The following is a 14568-nucleotide window of genomic DNA, read 5'->3' as shown; positions in this document are numbered from 1 at the left end:
CGGCAATCCGCTCCTAAGGTTGGGCAACGCACAATCGCCGAAGGAGCCGACATGCCGATCCTCAACCGCGCGAGCGAGATGCAGCAGGATGCCGCCGGCTGGCGCCGGCTGCTGCACGAGCAGCCCGAGATCGGCTTCGACCTTCCCCACACCACCGCTTTCGTTGCCGAAAAGCTGCGCGCATTCGGTTGCGACGATGTCGTGACCGGCGTCGGCCGCACGGGTATTGTCGCGGTCATCCGCGGCAGGCTGGGCGAGGGACCGGTCATCGGGTTGCGCGCCGACATGGACGCGCTGCCCATCGCCGAGGAGACCGGCAAGCCTCATGCGTCGAAGTCGCCGGCCCATATGCATGCCTGCGGCCATGACGGGCACACCACGATGCTGCTCGGCGCGGCGCAATATCTGGCCGAGACCCGCAATTTCGCGGGTTCCGTCGCGCTGATCTTCCAGCCGGCCGAGGAGATCGGCAGCGGCGCCAGGGCCATGCTCGACGATGGGCTGATGGAGCGTTTCGGCATCGAGCGCGTCTACGGCATGCACAACATGCCGGGAATCCCGACCGGGCAGTTCGCGGTCTGCGCCGGGCCGATCATGGGCGCCGTCGCCAAGTTCACCATCCGCATCAAGGGGCGGGGCGGGCACGCGGCCCGACCGCACACGACGATCGATCCGATCGTCACCGGGACGCAGCTCATCGATGCGTTACAGTCGATCGTGGCGCGCAACGCCGATCCGGTCGCTTCCCTGGTGGTCACCATTACGCGGGTGATCGCGGGCACGGCCTACAACATCATTCCCGAAACGATCGAGATCTGGGGCACCACGCGCGCACTCGACATGGACAACGCCGCCATGGCCGAGCGCCGGATCGGGGAGGTCTGCGCCGGTATCGCCAAGGCGACGGGGGCCGAGATCGAGATCGACTACAGCCAGGCGCATCCGGTGACGTTCAACCGCCCGGAGGAGGCGGACTTCGTGGCGCAGGTCGCGCAAGAGGTGGCCGGAACGGTCGACCGCGCCGTGCGGCCGGTGATGGCCGGCGAGGATTTCTCGCACATGCTGACGGTGCGTCCGGGCGCGTTCATCTTCATCGGCAACGGCGATTCCGCCGGTTTGCACCACCCTGCATACGATTTCGACGACGAGGCGATCCCCGCCGGCGTCAGCTATTGGGTAAGACTTGTGGAAACGGCGCTGGCTTCGCGATAGCGTTTGGGTGCGTCCTTCGAGGCTCGCTCCGCTCTCACCTCAGGATGAGGACGGTTGTGCATCGCTCCCGCGGGCTCGGGGCTCGAAAGTCCTATCGTTGCACATGCATCAAGCTTGCTATCTCGCGAGACCAGTCGCCCACCTCCCTCATCCTGAGGTGCGAGCGGAGCGAGCCTCGAAGGACGCACGAACAGGCCTTACGCCGGCTCGAACTCCAGCGCCACACCGTTGATGCAGTAGCGCAGGCCGGTTGGCGGCGGGCCGTCAGGGAATACATGGCCGAGATGGCTGCCGCAATTGGCGCAATGCACCTCGGTGCGCACCATGCCGTAGCTGCGGTCCTCGGTCACCTCGACTGAACCGGGCACGGGGTCGTTGAAACTCGGCCAGCCGGTGCCGCTCTCGAACTTCAGCGTCGATTCGAACAGCGGCTGGTCGCAGCCGGCGCATGTGAAGGTGCCGGCGCGCTTTTCGTGCAGCAGGGCGCAGCTTCCCGGCCTTTCGGTACCGTGCTGGCGCATGACCTGATACTGCTCGGGCGTCAGCAGCGCGCGCCACTCGGCGTCGGTGCGGGTGACGGGATAGGTCTTGGCGTCCATGGCGGTGGCTCCTGAAAGGTGGATCGCCAGATATGTAATGCGGCCGCGTCCCGGCCTCAATGCCTGCGCGACAGCTCGCGCGTCGCCTGCTCCAGCCCAGTCAGCGTCAACGGGTACATGCGCTGCGAGAAGAGTTCGGAGATCATGCCGATCGAATGGGTGTATCCCCAGTGCTTCTCGCGGACGGGGTTGAGCCAGACGGCGTTGGGCCATTGCGCGGTGACGCGCGACAGCCAGGCGTGGCCCGGTTCCTCGTTCCAGTGCTCGACCGAACCGCCGGTATAGGCGATCTCGTACGGGCTCATCGAGGCGTCGCCGACAAAGATGACCTTGTAGTCGCTGCCGTATTTGTGCAGCACGTCCATGGTCGGGATGACCTCGGCGTGGCGGCGGCGATTGTCCTTCCACACGCCTTCGTAAAGGCAGTTGTGGAAGTAGAAATACTCCATGTGCTTGAACTCGACGCGGGCAGCCGAAAACAGCTCCTCGACGACGCGGATGTGGTCGTCCATCGACCCGCCGACATCGAAGAACATCAGCAGCTTCACCGCGTTGCGCCGCTCGGGCCGCGTCTGCACGTCGAGATAGCCGTGCTCTGCCGTGGCGTGGATGGTGCCCGGCAGGTCGAGCTCCTCTTCGGCACCCTCGCGCACCCAGCGGCGCAGGCGCTTGAGTGCGACCTTGATGTTACGCGTGCCGAGCTCGACGGAATCGTCGAAATTCTTGAATTCGCGCTTGTCCCACACCTTCACCGCGCGGCGATGACGGCTTTCGTGCTGGCCGATGCGCACGCCTTCGGGATTGTAGCCATAGGCGCCGAAGGGCGAGGTGCCGGCTGTCCCGATCCATTTCGAGCCGCCCTGATGACGGCCCTTCTGTTCCTCCAGCCGCTGCTTCAGCGTTTCCATCAGCTTCTCGAAGCCGCCAAGCGCCTCGACCAGCTTCTTTTCCTCTTCGCTCAGGTGCTTTTCAGCGAGCCGGCGCAGCCATTCCTCGGGCAGGTTGGCAACGTCGACCGCCCCTTCGCCCGACACCGCCTCGACACCCTTGAAGACATGGCCGAAAACCTGGTCGAAGCGGTCGATATGCCGCTCGTCCTTCACCAGCGCGGCGCGGGAGAGATAGTAGAACCCCTCCACGTCGTAGGTGACGAGATCGGCCTCCATGCCTTCGAGCAGGGTCAGATATTCCCGCAGCGACACGGGAACTTTTGCCGCTTTCAGCTCGAGGAAAAATGGCAGGAACACCCGGCTCAGCCTCCCTGGTACTTGATGAACGGCGTCAGCGTGCCGATGCGGTCGTAGAGCTTGCGCGCCGTCTCGTTGAAATGCTGGGTCATCCAGTAGACGCCGTTGGTGTCGAGCCGCTCGCCCTCGGTATAGACGGCCTCAATCAGCGCGCGCCCGATGCCACTTCCGCGCACTTCGGGGTCGGCATAGAGGTCCTGCAGGTAGCAATTGTTCTTCACCGACCAGCAGGTGCGGTGGAGGATATAGTGGACGAGGCCGACCGCCTTGCCGTCGACGGTGGCGATGAAGCCGCGCGGCTCGTATTCGCCGTCGTCGAAGAGGCGCGCCCATGTCGAGGCGTAGACCTCCTCGGGCACCGTCGCCTCGTAGAATTTCAGATATTCGGTCCAGAGCCTGCGCCAGTCGGCGTGATCGGCCTCGGTCAGCGGGCGGATGGTGACGTCGGACACGCTACACTCCCTGTTTCAGTATCGGTCCAGATTTGCCGCCGGCCCACGCGAGGGCAAGAGCCACGAAACCGCCGAAGGTTAACCCTGCCGTCATGTGCTGCTCCAGACCTTTTCGAATGCGAACCCGGTGAGGCCGGACGCATGTATCGCGTCCACTGCGTCGTCGCGCAGGAAGATGCTGCCTCGCGGCATACGCTCAAGCTTGAAGACGGGTCCGGCGTTGGCAACTTCCCGCCTGAACATGTAGCGGGCAACATCCATAATATCGCGCCCCGGCGTGAAATAGTGAATGTCCGACGCATTCTCGTCCAGCACATCGGCGAGTTTGTGGACATGGACGTAGTCGAGCTTCGGGTAGGGCGTTCCCCGCACCGGCACATACTGTGCCGCAGAACCGAAAAGCGGTTCGAGCAGGGCGCGGGCAGCGGGTTTCACCACCAGTCCGTGACTTCCCATCCACGGTGCATCGACGCTGCGCAAAGGCCGCCTGCGCGGTTCGTCGCCATGTGCCACGTGGACTGCCCTGATCGGCCGTTTCCACCACGGTATGCGGCTGGCGCCTGCGCCCAGCATCTTCTCCAGTTCCCGGGGGTGTCGGTCACCACCCATTCGCCGCCTTCAGGTGGGATCGGGACGAAGATTTCCATAGCGGGCGAGCGCTCGCGCTATCCCTGCCGCCGGGCCATGAAGGCCAGCCGTTCGAAGAGGTGCACGTCCTGCTCGTTCTTCAAAAGCGCACCGTGCAGCTTGGGCAGGGCGTTCTTCGGGTCGGCGCGCAGGTCGGCGGGGTCGACGTCATCTGCGACCAGCAACCTGATCCAGTCGAGCGCTTCCGAGGTTGAGGGCTTCTTCTTCAGGCCTGGCACCTCCCGCACCTCGTAGAACTGGGTAAGCGCCGCGCGCACGAGGTTCTGCTTGATGCCCGGATAGTGCACGTCGACGATGCGCTGGAGCGTGTCCATGTCGGGGAAGCGGATATAGTGGAAGAAACAGCGGCGCAGGAAGGCGTCCGGCAGTTCCTTCTCGTTGTTGGACGTGATGATGACGATCGGGCGTTGCCGCGCGCGCACGGTCTCGCCGGTCTCGTAGACATGGAACTCCATCTTGTCGAGTTCCTGCAGCAGGTCGTTCGGGAACTCGATGTCGGCCTTGTCGATCTCGTCGATCAGCAGCACCACCTTGCGGTCGGCGGCAAAGGCCTCCCACAGCTTGCCGTGGCGGATGTAGTTGTGGATGTCGTTGAAGCGTTCGTCGCCGAGCTGGCTGTCGCGCAGGCGCGAGACGGCGTCGTATTCGTAGAGACCCTGCTGCGCGCGCGTGGTGGACTTGACGTGCCATTCGATGAGGTCGAGGCCGAGCGCGGCTGCGATCTGCTTGGCAAGCTCGGTCTTGCCAGTGCCGGGCTCACCCTTGACCAGCAACGGCCGCTCCAGCGCGATCGCCGCATTGACCGCCACCATAAGGTCCTTGTCGGCGACATAGGCCGCCGTTCCTTCAAAACGCATTCATGCTCTCCTGTTCGTCGGGGCGGACAGTAGAGGTGGGCGCGGAACAGGGCAAGAAGACGCAGGGGCAGGCGGCGAAATCGTCGCCGCCGCGAAAAAGAGCCGCATGGAAACAGAAGTCATTCATTTCGCTGGCGAGACCGTTCGGTGAGCCCTATATTGGCTTTGGCGTTCTGCGCTTCCCGACAGGAGCAACTATTCCCCGGGGCCTTATTGATCCTTAGGGAGCTGTCCCTGGCCAGGCCCGTGGGCTTGGACATACGGCGCCCACCTACTTTGTAGGCTCCCGGGATCAACCGCTCCATCGGTCGTCGTGGAACGTCTCTTATTCCTGTCCGCCGGCTGCGGCATCCAGCATCAGATGCATGACAAGGGCCGGAGCGAACTGCGTGTGCGTTTCGCCTGTCACCGCGAATCCGCATTTCTCGTAGAATCCCCTGGCCTCATGACCGGCGATGACGCTCATCCGCTTGGCACCCATGCCCGCGGCGATAGCCGCCGCGTGGCCCACCAAGAGCCTGCCTATCCCGCGGCCCCAGAAAGGCGGATCGACGAAAAGCCCTTCCAGTTCGTGTTCACCAGCCGATGCCGGCACGACCACGCAGAAACCGGCAGGCTTCCGATCCATGTCTGACACGAACACGCGGCCTGCCACGATCTGCTCGACCGGCAGCTCCAGCACCTCCGGATGCGCCAGAAGCTGTTCGCGGTATCTGGATTCTGCAAGTGACGCCCGGCGCAAGATGCCTTCAAGCGCCGGCTGCTCGTCGGGCCGCGCAGGGCGCGCTGAATTTTCCTCGATCATGACCTAATCAGAATCGCTCGAATTTCGTGACGTCGATTTCAGGATAGAGCGGGGTCCGTCGAAGTTCTATGACCGGAGAGAGAAACTCGCGCGCCCGGCGCAAACCGGTGGAGGTGGCCTTGCACGCCCAGTTGAAGAAGCAGTTGCGCGAGGAAGCGCTGGCCCGGCGTGATGCGCTCGACGCCGTATGGCGGATCGAGGCCTCGCTTGCCATGACCGAGACGGCGTCGATCATCGACATCGAGCCGGGCACGGTCGTTTCCGGTTTCTGGCCGATGCGTTCGGAGGTCGACGTGCGGCCGCTGATGTTCGCGCTGCGCGAAAAGGGCGCGCGGCTCTGCCTGCCCGCGATCCTCGACAAAACGACCATCGTGTTTCGCGAGCTCGTTCGGGGTGCGCCGTTGATCGACATGGGCTTCGGGACAGCCGGACCGGGCGAGGAGGCGGAGGTGCTCGAACCTGCGCTGATGCTGATGCCGCTGGCGGCGTTCGATGCGCGTGGCCACCGCATCGGCTATGGCGCGGGCTATTACGACCGGGCGATCGACCGCCTGCATCGCAGGAATTTGACGCCGCGGCTGATCGGCATCGCCTTCGACTGCCAGCTCGTTCCAGAGGTGCCGAACCAGGACCACGATGTGCAGCTCGAAGAAATCCTCACCGAAAGCGGCTTGCGCGGGTTTCCCCCTAGCCTTATAGACACCTGTCATGAGACTTCTTTTTCTGGGCGACATGGTCGGGCGATCCGGCCGCACGGCGGTGTGGGAAAGGCTTCCGGGCCTGATCTCCGATTTCCGGCTCGACTTCGTCATCGTCAATGGCGAGAACGCGGCCGGCGGCTTCGGCATCACCGAGGACATCTATCTGGCGACGCTGGAAGCAGGCGCCGACGTGGTGACCACCGGCAACCATGTCTGGGACCAGCGCGAGGCACTGGAATTCGCGTCGCGCTCCGATCGCTTCCTGCGGCCGGCCAATTTTCCGATCGGCACGCCCGGCAGGGGAACCGGGCTCTACGAGGCCCGCAATGGCGCGCGCGTGTTCGTAACCAACATCATGGGCCGGGTCTTCATGCATCCGGAACTCGACGATCCGTTCCAGGCGGGCGAACGCGAACTCGCGGCCTGCCCGCTGGGCGAGCAGGCGGATGCGGTGGTGATCGACTTCCACGCGGAGGCGACCTCGGAAGATGTGCTTCGCACATTTCGTGGACGGTCGTGCAAGCCTTGTGGTGGGGACCCATACGCACCAGCCAACGGCCGACCACCAGATCCTCAATGGCGGCACGGGCTACCTGACGGATGCGGGTATGTGCGGCGACTACGATTCGTCGCTCGGCATGGACAAGGAAGAGCCGCTGAACCGCTTCCTTTCCAAGGTGCCGAAGGGCCGCTTCGAGGCGGCGAGCGGGCCGGCAACGATCTGCGGCGTCGGCCTCGACATCTCCGACCGGACGGGCCTTGCAGAGCGGATCGCGCCGCTGCGGCTGGGCCCGCGGCTCGAAGAGACGGTGCCCGCGTTCTGGTAGGTGAGCGGGAACCAAAGTGGCGCTCGCGGATTTCCGGCAGGCGCCGCGGCGGTTGACGCCGGGGCGCAGGGGCGCCTAATTCTCTTAATCTTCCCATCGATCCACAGCCGGGGGCACCAATGATCGAGTTCTTCGCCGGACATTTCGACTGGCTTTCCGACCCGACAGCCTGGGTTGCGCTGGTCACGCTGGTCGTGCTCGAGGTCGTTCTTGGCATCGACAATCTGATTTTCATCTCGATCCTGACCAACAAGCTGCCGGAAGAACACCGGGTAAGGGCAAGGCGGATCGGCATTGGCGGCGCGCTCATCATGCGGCTCCTGCTGCTCGCCACCGTTGCGTGGATCGTGCAGCTCACCACTCCGCTGTTCGTGCTGTTCGATCACCCGTTCTCCTGGCGCGACCTGATCCTGATCGCGGGTGGTCTGTTCCTGGTGTGGAAGGCCACCAAGGAAATCCATCATTCCGTCGATCACGACGACGGCAAGGAGAACATGATCGGACAGACGATCCAGATCTCGCTCGCGGGCGCGATCTTCCAGATCCTGCTGCTGGACCTTGTGTTCTCGATCGACTCGATCATCACCGCGGTCGGCATGACCGACGAGATCGCCATCATGTACATCGCCGTCATCTTCGCGGTGACGGTTATGCTGGTGGCCGTCAATCCGCTTTCGCAGTTCATCGAGAAGAATCCGACCATCGTGATGCTGGCGCTGGCCTTCCTGCTGATGATTGGCATGACGCTGATCGCCGACGGCATGGGCTTCCATGTGCCGAAGGGCTACATCTACGCCGCCATGGGCTTCTCGGCGCTGGTGGAGGGCCTGAACATGCTGGCGCGGCGCAAGCGTGCACGAGACAAGGCTGCGGGCATCGACGCGGCACATTGATGCCGCGTCAAACGCCCTTGAGCACCAGAATGGTGGGGCGCGAGGGCAGGGTGCGCAGAGATACGCTGAAGGACGGCCCTTCGGCGTAGCGGACATCGAAGGTTTCGCCCATGCGGCCGGTGAACTCGGCCATCGGCGTTGCATGGCGGTGCATCGGCAGGATGAGCGAGGAGAAAAGCCGGGTGGCGATCTCGCTCATCGCTCCGACCGAGAGCGTCATGCCGCCGTCGATCGGTACCATCAGAATATCGAGACGCCCGATGGCGCCGTAATGTGCGTCCTCCAGCCGGTGGTGCAGGTGGCCGAGATGGCCGATGCAAAGCCCGGCAACCTCGAAGATGAAGATCGAATTGCCACCTTCCTCCATGCCGCCCCATGAGCGTATGTCGGTTGGCACGTTGCGGATGTAGACATCGTCCACGACGACGGCGTGGCGGGCCGGGCCGCCTTCCGGGTTCCAGCCGCGCAGGACGTATTCGATGCCCGGATCCGGACTTTCCGTGAAATGGGTGCGGTGTGCCTTGTTCATCGTGACGATGCGCGGCAGAGGCTCGGCGCCGTAGTAACCGGAGAAATCGGTGGCGATGCGCACGCCGCCCGGCGTCTCGATCACGTAGGTCGAGTGGCCAGCATAAGTGATCGTCAAGTCTCCATCGACGAAGGTCTGCGCAGGTGTAAAGTTTGCGTAGGTGACATGGGGGAGCGTTTCTGCGATCGCGACGCATCTGCTCGGCGGTGGCTCCGCCTGATCCTGGGCCATGGCGCCCGCAGGAACGGTGGCAAGGATGGTGGCGGCAAGGGCGAGGCGGCGGACCAGGCTCATGGCGGTTCTCCGGGCTTCGAGCGTCGCCCGGCAGGTTAAGCGAAACTGCCGATCCCCGGCTTCACGTTTGTGCGAGCCCGCTACGCTACGGGGTCTGCGCCGCAGCCTGCTCCTTCACCGGCTGGTGGCGGGCCTTGTAGCCGAGCGTGAGTGCAAGGGTTGCGCCAAGTCCAATCGTCGCGCGCTGCAGGGCTTGCGACTGCCCCGCAAGCCAGGTCGGGTCCAGCAGCGTCTCCCTCATCGTTAGCGCCGATTGCAGACGGTCGGTGAAGTTGCATTCTCGATCGCTCCTGCCCTGCTGCCCGAGCGCCACCAGCGTTTCGAAAAAATGCTGTGCGCGCTGCAGATTGTGAAGGTCAGGCTGGGGTGTCGTCACCGTCTGGCGCACATGCATTTCGCCGCTCCCCACATTGCGCGGATGAACGTGAATCGTGTTGCAAGGGACATCGAAACTGTGGGGAGCGTCGGCGCGGAGTTTGCTATCGCCGATCCAGTATACGGCGCTGCCGGCAATTAGGTCGAAGCGTTCCGAAGCGAAGTCCGCCGGACCGGCGTGATAATGGCGCGTGTTCGGCAGCGTTTCTCCCGGGCCTGCAAACCAGTCCATGACCAGCCTGACGCCGCCATTGTCCTTTGGCAGCTCCGTGAACACGAGCCGCGTGTTGTTCACCGGATTGAAGTAGCTGTCCCCTTGCTCGGTCGTCATCACAAGCCTCCACGTGCCCCGACAAGCAGTTTCGGGCTCGAAACTGCGCGCGGCAAGGGGAATCTGCGTCGACATACGGTTGCTGCGCTTATCCGGCAGCCGGCTTTTTCTGGACGTTCGGCGGGCTTTTCACTATAAGGCGCGCCATTCAACGACATTGCGAAGAAGTCCGCATAGGGGTGTTATGGCAGGTCATTCACAGTTCAAGAACATCATGCATCGCAAGGGCCGGCAGGATGCGGTCCGCTCGAAGATGTTTTCCAAGCTCGCGCGCGAAATCACCGTCGCAGCCAAGATGGGCGCGCCCGACCCCGACATGAACCCGCGACTGCGCCTTGCCGTGCAGAATGCCAAGGCTCAGTCGATGCCGAAGGACAACATCCAGCGCCATCAACAAGGCGTCGGGCGGCGATGCGGAGAGTTATGACGAAGTGCGCTACGAGGGCTACGGCCCCGGCGGCGTTGCCGTGATCGTCGAAGCCCTGACCGACAACCGCAATCGTTCCGCATCCAACGTGCGTGCCGCCTTCACCAAGGCTGGCGGGGCGATGGGCGAGACGGGCTCGGTCTCCTTCATGTTCGATCGGGTCGGTGAGATCGTCTATGGCGCGGCTGCCGGCGATGCGGACACCGTGATGGAAGCTGCGATCGAGGCCGGTGCGGACGACGTGCAGTCCGACGAGAACGGCCACGTCATCATCTGCGCCTTCGAGGACATCGGCGACGTCACCTCGGCGCTGGAGAAGGCCCTGGGAGAGGCGGAATCGGTCAAGACTATCTGGAAGCCGCAGACCTCCACTCCGGTTGACGAGGACCGCGCCCAATCGATCCTCAAGCTGATCGCGACGCTGGAAGACGACGACGACGTGCAGAACGTCTACGCAAATTTCGAGGTCGACGACGAGACGCTGGCCAAGCTGAGCGCGGCATGACGGTCGGCTCGGGCGGGGCACCGCGCCCGCGCATCACGATCACCTACTGCACGCAGTGCCAGTGGCTGCTGCGTGCAGCCTGGATGGCGCAGGAGCTGTTGTCGACCTTCGGAGCGGATATTGCCGAGGTGGCGCTTGTGCCCGGCACCGGCGGTGCGTACGAGATCGCGCTCGACGGCGAGCTGATCTGGGAGCGCAAGCGCGACGGGGGCTTTCCGGAAGCCAAGGTGTTGAAGCAGCTCGTGCGCGACCGTGTATGGCCGGAGCGTGACCTCGGTCATTCCGACCGGAAGGATTGAGGGCTCAATTGGCCCGGCAACACGTCGCGGCGCTTGTCCTGGTTTGACCCTGTGTTCTGGCTCCAATCCTGACATGCGGCCAAGAAAAAACCCGCCTTTCGGCGGGTTTTTCACTTCTGCTTGATCTGACGCAAGGCTCAGATGCCGAGGCCTTCGTAGCGCTTCTTGAACTTGGACAGGCGGCCGCCGCGGTCGAGCAGCGTCTGCTGGCCACCGGTCCAGGCCGGGTGCGTGGTCGGGTCGATGTCGAGGTTCATCGTGTCCCCTTCCTTGCCCCAGGTCGAGCGGGTCGTGTATTCGGTGCCATCGGTCATGACGACCTTGATGGTGTGGTAGTCGGGATGGATATCGGCTTTCATCGGTGTCGTCCTGGCTTTCGGGGCTGTCGCGCGGCGCTACGCTGCGGCGATGCGCCCACTATCAAAACCTGAAGCCGCAGCTATGGAAAGGCCGCGGCTCCAAAACGGTCGGGCTGGCCTATACATGAGCCGGCGGAAAACCACAAGGCCGACTGGCCGGCAAATTCGCCCGAAGGCGGCGACAGGAAAGGGCTGATGGCGGATCTGATACCAGAACGGGGAGGGCGCGACCGTTCGCTGCAGCCGCTGCGCCGGTTGTTTCCCTACATCCTGCCCTATCGCCGGCTGGTCGTCGGTGCGGTCATATCGCTGTTTGCCGCCGCATTGACGACATTGACCTTGCCGATCGCCGTGCGGCGCATGATCGACTTCGGTTTCAGCGATTCCGATTCCGCGCTGATCGCCAATTACTTTTCCATGCTGGCGGTGCTGGCCGGGATTCTGGCGCTGGCGTCGGCCGCCCGATACTACTTCGTCATCACCTTGGGCGAGCGGGTGGTCTCCGACATCCGCCGCGACGTCTTCGCGCATGTGACGCGCCTGTCGCCCGGTTTCTTCGACACGGTGCAGTCGGGCGAGATCGTCTCGCGGCTGACGGCCGACACCACCCAGATCAAGTCTGCCGTGGGAGCGACCGCATCTGTCGCGCTGCGCAATCTCATCATGGGGCTCGGCGCGCTCGCGATGATGGTCGTGACCAGTCCGAAGCTCTCGGGCCTCGTCATCGCCGCGATCCCCATCGTCGTTCTGCCGTTGGTCGCCTTCGGCCGCTCGGTGCGGCGCAAGTCGCGATCGCGCAGGATACTCTGGCCGATGCCACTGCCTATGCGAGCGAGCAGATCGGCGCGGTGCGGACGCTGCAGGCGTTCACCAACGAAAGGCTCGTGACGGAACGGTTTTCGGCGGCGGTCGAGACTGCGTTTTCCGCGGCGCGGGCTTCGGTGTTCGCGCGCTCCTTCCTCACCTTCTTTGCCATCTTCACGATCTTCACCTCCGTGGTGGCGGTGCTTTGGATAGGCTCCTACGACGTGCTTTCAGGCGCAATCTCGCCGGGCACGCTGGGCCAGTTCCTGTTCTACGCCGTGCTGGCGGCCGGCGCTCTCGGCGCCTTGTCGGAAGTGTGGGGCGAACTCAGTCAGGCGGCGGGAGCCGCCGAACGGTTGACCGAACTGCTGGCAGAGGAACCGACGGTGACCGCGCCTTTGTCGCCTCTGTCGATGCCTGAACCCGCGCGCGGCGCGATCGAGTTCCGGGACGTGTGCTTCGCCTATCCGGTACGGCCGGGGCAGTCGGCGCTCCATGGGCTTTCCTTCAGCATCGCACCGGGGAGACGGTGGCGATCGTCGGCGCGTCGGGTGCGGGCAAAAGCACCGTGTTCTCGCTGCTGATGCGTTTCTACGATCCGCAATCCGGGGCGGTGCTTATTGATGGCGTGGACATCAGCGATGCAGACCCGGAAGCCGTACGCAGCCGTATCGCCATCGTGCCGCAGGACGTGACGATCTTTGCCGCGAGCGCCGCCGACAACATCGCCTTCGGGCGGCCGGGGGCGAGCCGCGCGGCGATCGAGGCGGCGGCCCGCGACGCTCATGCCGATACCTTCATCTCGAAGCTGGAGGATGGCTACGAGACCGCGCTCGGCGAACGCGGCGTGACCCTTTCCGGTGGCCAGCGGCAGCGGGTGGCAATCGCCCGCGCCATTTTGCGCGATGCGCCGATCCTGCTCTTGGACGAAGCGACCTCCGCGCTCGACGCCGAAAGCGAGACGCTGGTGCAAACGGCACTCGAGCGGCTGATGGAGGGGCGGACCACCATCGTTGTCGCGCACCGGCTGGCGACCGTGCTCAAGGCCGATCGCATCCTGGTGATGGATCAGGGGCGGATCGTCGAGGAGGGCACGCACCAGAGCCTGGTGGCGCGCGGCGGCACCTATGCGCGGCTGGCGCGGCTGCAGTTTGACCACGGTGCCGAGGCCTTCGGCAAGGCGGCCGAGTAAAGCTTGGGCCCATTTACGGCACCAGCTTGGGTGTGGTTATTTTTCTCTTCAGCCAAGCAATGACCGCGCCGTCCGCATGAAGATCCGCGAACCGATGGCGATCAGGTCATCAGGGAAGTCGTAGTCCGGGTTGTGCAGTTCGGGAAGGTCGGTGCCGGCTCCAAGGAACAGCATCGCCGACTTCGACGTGTGCCCGAACAGGCCGAAATCCTCCGAGGCGCGCATCGGAAGCTGTTCCTCGTCGTGGGTGATACCTTCCGCGTCGAGTGCTGCGCGCAGGTGATCGACCGCCTCAGGTGCGTTCAGGCTGGCAACGAAAATCTCATGATAGTCGACGGCAAAGCGCAATCCGTCCTGCGCAGCGATTTCGCGCGCCAAACCTTCCGCGGCCGCGCAGAGATCGGCCATGCGCTCGTCGAGCCGCGTGCGCAGGGTGCACCACACCTCGGCGCGGCCGGGCGCGATGCCGAAAACGGCTTCGCCCATTTCCGCATGCGTGACGGTGACCATGCCGAAATCGTCGTTCTCGAAACTGCCGCCGCCGAGTTTCGCCAGCGCTGGCATCAGCCGGCTGACGGCGAGCATCGGCGAGGTGCCGGTCTCGGGCATCGAGGAATGGGCCGTCTTGCCTTCCAGTACGATACGCATGCCACGCGAGGCGCAGTTGACGACGCCGGGCTTGAGACGGACGTGGCCGAACGGCGTGCCGGGCACATTGTGAAGCGAGAAGGCGAAGTCCGGTCGGATCGCCTCGTAGCGGGGATCGGCAACCACGCCGGCGGCACCAGCGCCGGTCTCCTCTGCCGGCTGGAACATCAACACCGCGCGGCCGCGCGCAGGGCGCTGCCGCCCAAGCTGGCGGCCGAGAGCGGCGAGGATGGTGGTGTGGCCGTCATGGCCGCACATGTGGGATTTGCCTGCAATCGTCGACCGGTGCGGCGCGTCGGAAAGCTCTTCGATGGGCAGTGCGTCGAGCTCGGAGCGGAACAACACGGTCGGACCAGGTAGCCCGCTGTCATAGACGGCAGCGACGCCGTGACCGCCGAGCCCGGTGAGCACCGTATCGGGCTGCGTATCGTCCAGAAACCCCACAACCCGGCGCGCCGTCTCGGCCTCCTCGCCGGAAATTTCCGGGAACCGGTGCAATTCGCGGCGGAACTCGACCAGATCGGCGATGTCCTGGTTGGTGAGGGTCATGATGTCTCCGTCTTT

At 64.3% G+C, this 14568-nt stretch carries 13 protein-coding genes, 1 other RNA gene and 4 pseudogenes; 8 read left to right on the top strand and 10 right to left on the bottom strand.

Annotated features, from left to right (window positions below):
* Nucleotides 1-51 precede the first annotated feature (51 nt).
* Nucleotides 52-1212, top strand: coding sequence for a M20 aminoacylase family protein (locus HK436_RS26265; protein ID WP_173194629.1), 1161 nt, complete (start codon nt 52-54; stop codon nt 1210-1212).
* Between the two features lie 197 nt (nt 1213-1409).
* Here the strand turns inward: HK436_RS26265 and msrB are convergent, their stop codons facing one another.
* The 5 genes from msrB to HK436_RS26240 form a co-directional block, all read right to left on the bottom strand.
* Nucleotides 1410-1811, bottom strand: coding sequence for a peptide-methionine (R)-S-oxide reductase MsrB (gene msrB, locus HK436_RS26260; protein WP_173194628.1), 402 nt, complete (start codon nt 1809-1811; stop codon nt 1410-1412).
* A gap of 56 nt (nt 1812-1867) precedes the next feature.
* A complete protein-coding gene (locus tag HK436_RS26255) occupies nt 1868-3058 on the bottom strand; it encodes a vWA domain-containing protein (protein WP_173194627.1) in 1191 nt (396 codons plus the stop codon).
* Nucleotides 3059-3063: 5 nt separating this feature from the next.
* A complete protein-coding gene (locus tag HK436_RS26250; RefSeq protein ID WP_173194626.1) occupies nt 3064-3510 on the bottom strand; it encodes a GNAT family N-acetyltransferase in 447 nt (148 codons plus the stop codon).
* A 90-nt stretch (nt 3511-3600) separates the two neighbouring features.
* Entirely contained in the window at nt 3601-4083 is a 483-nt protein-coding gene (locus tag HK436_RS26245) for an imm11 family protein (RefSeq protein WP_173194625.1), read from the bottom strand.
* 92 nt (nt 4084-4175) lie between these two features.
* Nucleotides 4176-5015: an AAA family ATPase gene (locus HK436_RS26240; protein WP_173194624.1), complete on the bottom strand. Its 840-nt coding sequence runs from the start codon at nt 5013-5015 to the stop codon at nt 4176-4178.
* A gap of 167 nt (nt 5016-5182) precedes the next feature.
* On the opposite strand from HK436_RS26240, the gene ssrS reads away from it, so the two are divergent.
* A non-coding RNA gene (gene ssrS / locus HK436_RS26235) (6S RNA) lies at nt 5183-5339 on the top strand.
* Nucleotide 5340: 1 nt separating this feature from the next.
* On the opposite strand, the gene HK436_RS26230 is transcribed toward ssrS, so the two are convergent.
* Nucleotides 5341-5820 carry a GNAT family N-acetyltransferase gene (locus HK436_RS26230; protein WP_173194623.1) on the bottom strand — a complete coding sequence of 160 codons (480 nt, stop codon included), beginning with the start codon at nt 5818-5820 and terminating at the stop codon, nt 5341-5343.
* A 68-nt stretch (nt 5821-5888) separates the two neighbouring features.
* Between HK436_RS26230 and HK436_RS31910 the strand changes: the two are divergent.
* The 3 genes and pseudogenes from HK436_RS31910 to HK436_RS26215 all read left to right on the top strand — a co-directional run.
* Nucleotides 5889-6515 (top strand): annotated as a pseudogene (locus tag HK436_RS31910) (5-formyltetrahydrofolate cyclo-ligase); the annotation flags it as partial.
* Nucleotides 6516-6528: 13 nt separating this feature from the next.
* A pseudogene (locus tag HK436_RS31905) lies at nt 6529-7348 on the top strand (TIGR00282 family metallophosphoesterase).
* 119 nt (nt 7349-7467) lie between these two features.
* Entirely contained in the window at nt 7468-8241 is a 774-nt protein-coding gene (locus tag HK436_RS26215) for a TerC family protein (RefSeq protein ID WP_173194620.1), read from the top strand.
* Between the two features lie 7 nt (nt 8242-8248).
* Here HK436_RS26215 and HK436_RS26210 read toward each other — a convergent pair whose 3' ends face one another.
* Entirely contained in the window at nt 8249-9064 is an 816-nt protein-coding gene (locus tag HK436_RS26210) for an MBL fold metallo-hydrolase (RefSeq protein WP_173194619.1), read from the bottom strand.
* Between the two features lie 85 nt (nt 9065-9149).
* Entirely contained in the window at nt 9150-9770 is a 621-nt protein-coding gene (locus HK436_RS26205; RefSeq protein WP_173194618.1) for a hypothetical protein, read from the bottom strand.
* A gap of 184 nt (nt 9771-9954) precedes the next feature.
* Between HK436_RS26205 and HK436_RS26200 the strand changes: the two are divergent.
* Both HK436_RS26200 and HK436_RS26195 read left to right on the top strand, forming a co-directional pair.
* Nucleotides 9955-10702, top strand: a pseudogene (locus tag HK436_RS26200) (YebC/PmpR family DNA-binding transcriptional regulator).
* Nucleotides 10699-11001, top strand: a complete 303-nt coding sequence (locus HK436_RS26195; protein WP_173194617.1) for an Rdx family protein — start codon at nt 10699-10701, stop codon at nt 10999-11001. Before HK436_RS26200 ends, HK436_RS26195 begins: the two are co-directional and overlap by 4 nt.
* A gap of 137 nt (nt 11002-11138) precedes the next feature.
* On the opposite strand, the gene rpmE is transcribed toward HK436_RS26195, so the two are convergent.
* On the bottom strand, nt 11139-11360 hold the full coding sequence (gene rpmE, locus HK436_RS26190) for a 50S ribosomal protein L31 (RefSeq protein WP_173194616.1): 222 nt from the start codon (nt 11358-11360) through the stop codon (nt 11139-11141).
* Nucleotides 11361-11555: 195 nt separating this feature from the next.
* Here rpmE and HK436_RS26185 point away from each other — a divergent pair.
* A pseudogene (locus tag HK436_RS26185) lies at nt 11556-13356 on the top strand (ABC transporter transmembrane domain-containing protein).
* Between the two features lie 48 nt (nt 13357-13404).
* On the opposite strand, the gene HK436_RS26180 reads toward HK436_RS26185, so the two are convergent.
* A complete protein-coding gene (locus tag HK436_RS26180) occupies nt 13405-14553 on the bottom strand; it encodes an amidohydrolase (protein WP_173194615.1) in 1149 nt (382 codons plus the stop codon).
* Nucleotides 14554-14568: the final 15 nt, after the last annotated feature.

This window comes from Neoaquamicrobium sediminum (genome assembly GCF_013240295.1).
GTDB classification, from domain to species: domain Bacteria; phylum Pseudomonadota; class Alphaproteobacteria; order Rhizobiales; family Rhizobiaceae; genus Aerobium; species Aerobium sediminum.
This window is presented reverse-complemented; position numbering and strand designations above follow the sequence as displayed.

Excerpts from the sequence above, each read along its gene's own strand:
- HK436_RS26265 (WP_173194629.1), top strand. The coding sequence starts at position 52 with ATGCCGATCCTCAACCGCGCGAGCGAGATGCAGCAGGATGCCGCCGGC.
- msrB (WP_173194628.1), bottom strand. The coding sequence starts at position 1,811 with ATGGACGCCAAGACCTATCCCGTCACCCGCACCGACGCCGAGTGGCGC.
- HK436_RS26245 (WP_173194625.1), bottom strand. The coding sequence starts at position 4,083 with ATGCTGGGCGCAGGCGCCAGCCGCATACCGTGGTGGAAACGGCCGATC.
- HK436_RS26240 (WP_173194624.1), bottom strand. The coding sequence starts at position 5,015 with ATGCGTTTTGAAGGAACGGCGGCCTATGTCGCCGACAAGGACCTTATG.
- HK436_RS26230 (WP_173194623.1), bottom strand. The coding sequence starts at position 5,820 with ATGATCGAGGAAAATTCAGCGCGCCCTGCGCGGCCCGACGAGCAGCCG.
- HK436_RS26215 (WP_173194620.1), top strand. The coding sequence starts at position 7,468 with ATGATCGAGTTCTTCGCCGGACATTTCGACTGGCTTTCCGACCCGACA.
- HK436_RS26210 (WP_173194619.1), bottom strand. The coding sequence starts at position 9,064 with ATGAGCCTGGTCCGCCGCCTCGCCCTTGCCGCCACCATCCTTGCCACC.
- HK436_RS26205 (WP_173194618.1), bottom strand. The coding sequence starts at position 9,770 with ATGACGACCGAGCAAGGGGACAGCTACTTCAATCCGGTGAACAACACG.
- HK436_RS26195 (WP_173194617.1), top strand. The coding sequence starts at position 10,699 with ATGACGGTCGGCTCGGGCGGGGCACCGCGCCCGCGCATCACGATCACC.
- rpmE (WP_173194616.1), bottom strand. The coding sequence starts at position 11,360 with ATGAAAGCCGATATCCATCCCGACTACCACACCATCAAGGTCGTCATG.
- HK436_RS26180 (WP_173194615.1), bottom strand. The coding sequence starts at position 14,553 with ATGACCCTCACCAACCAGGACATCGCCGATCTGGTCGAGTTCCGCCGC.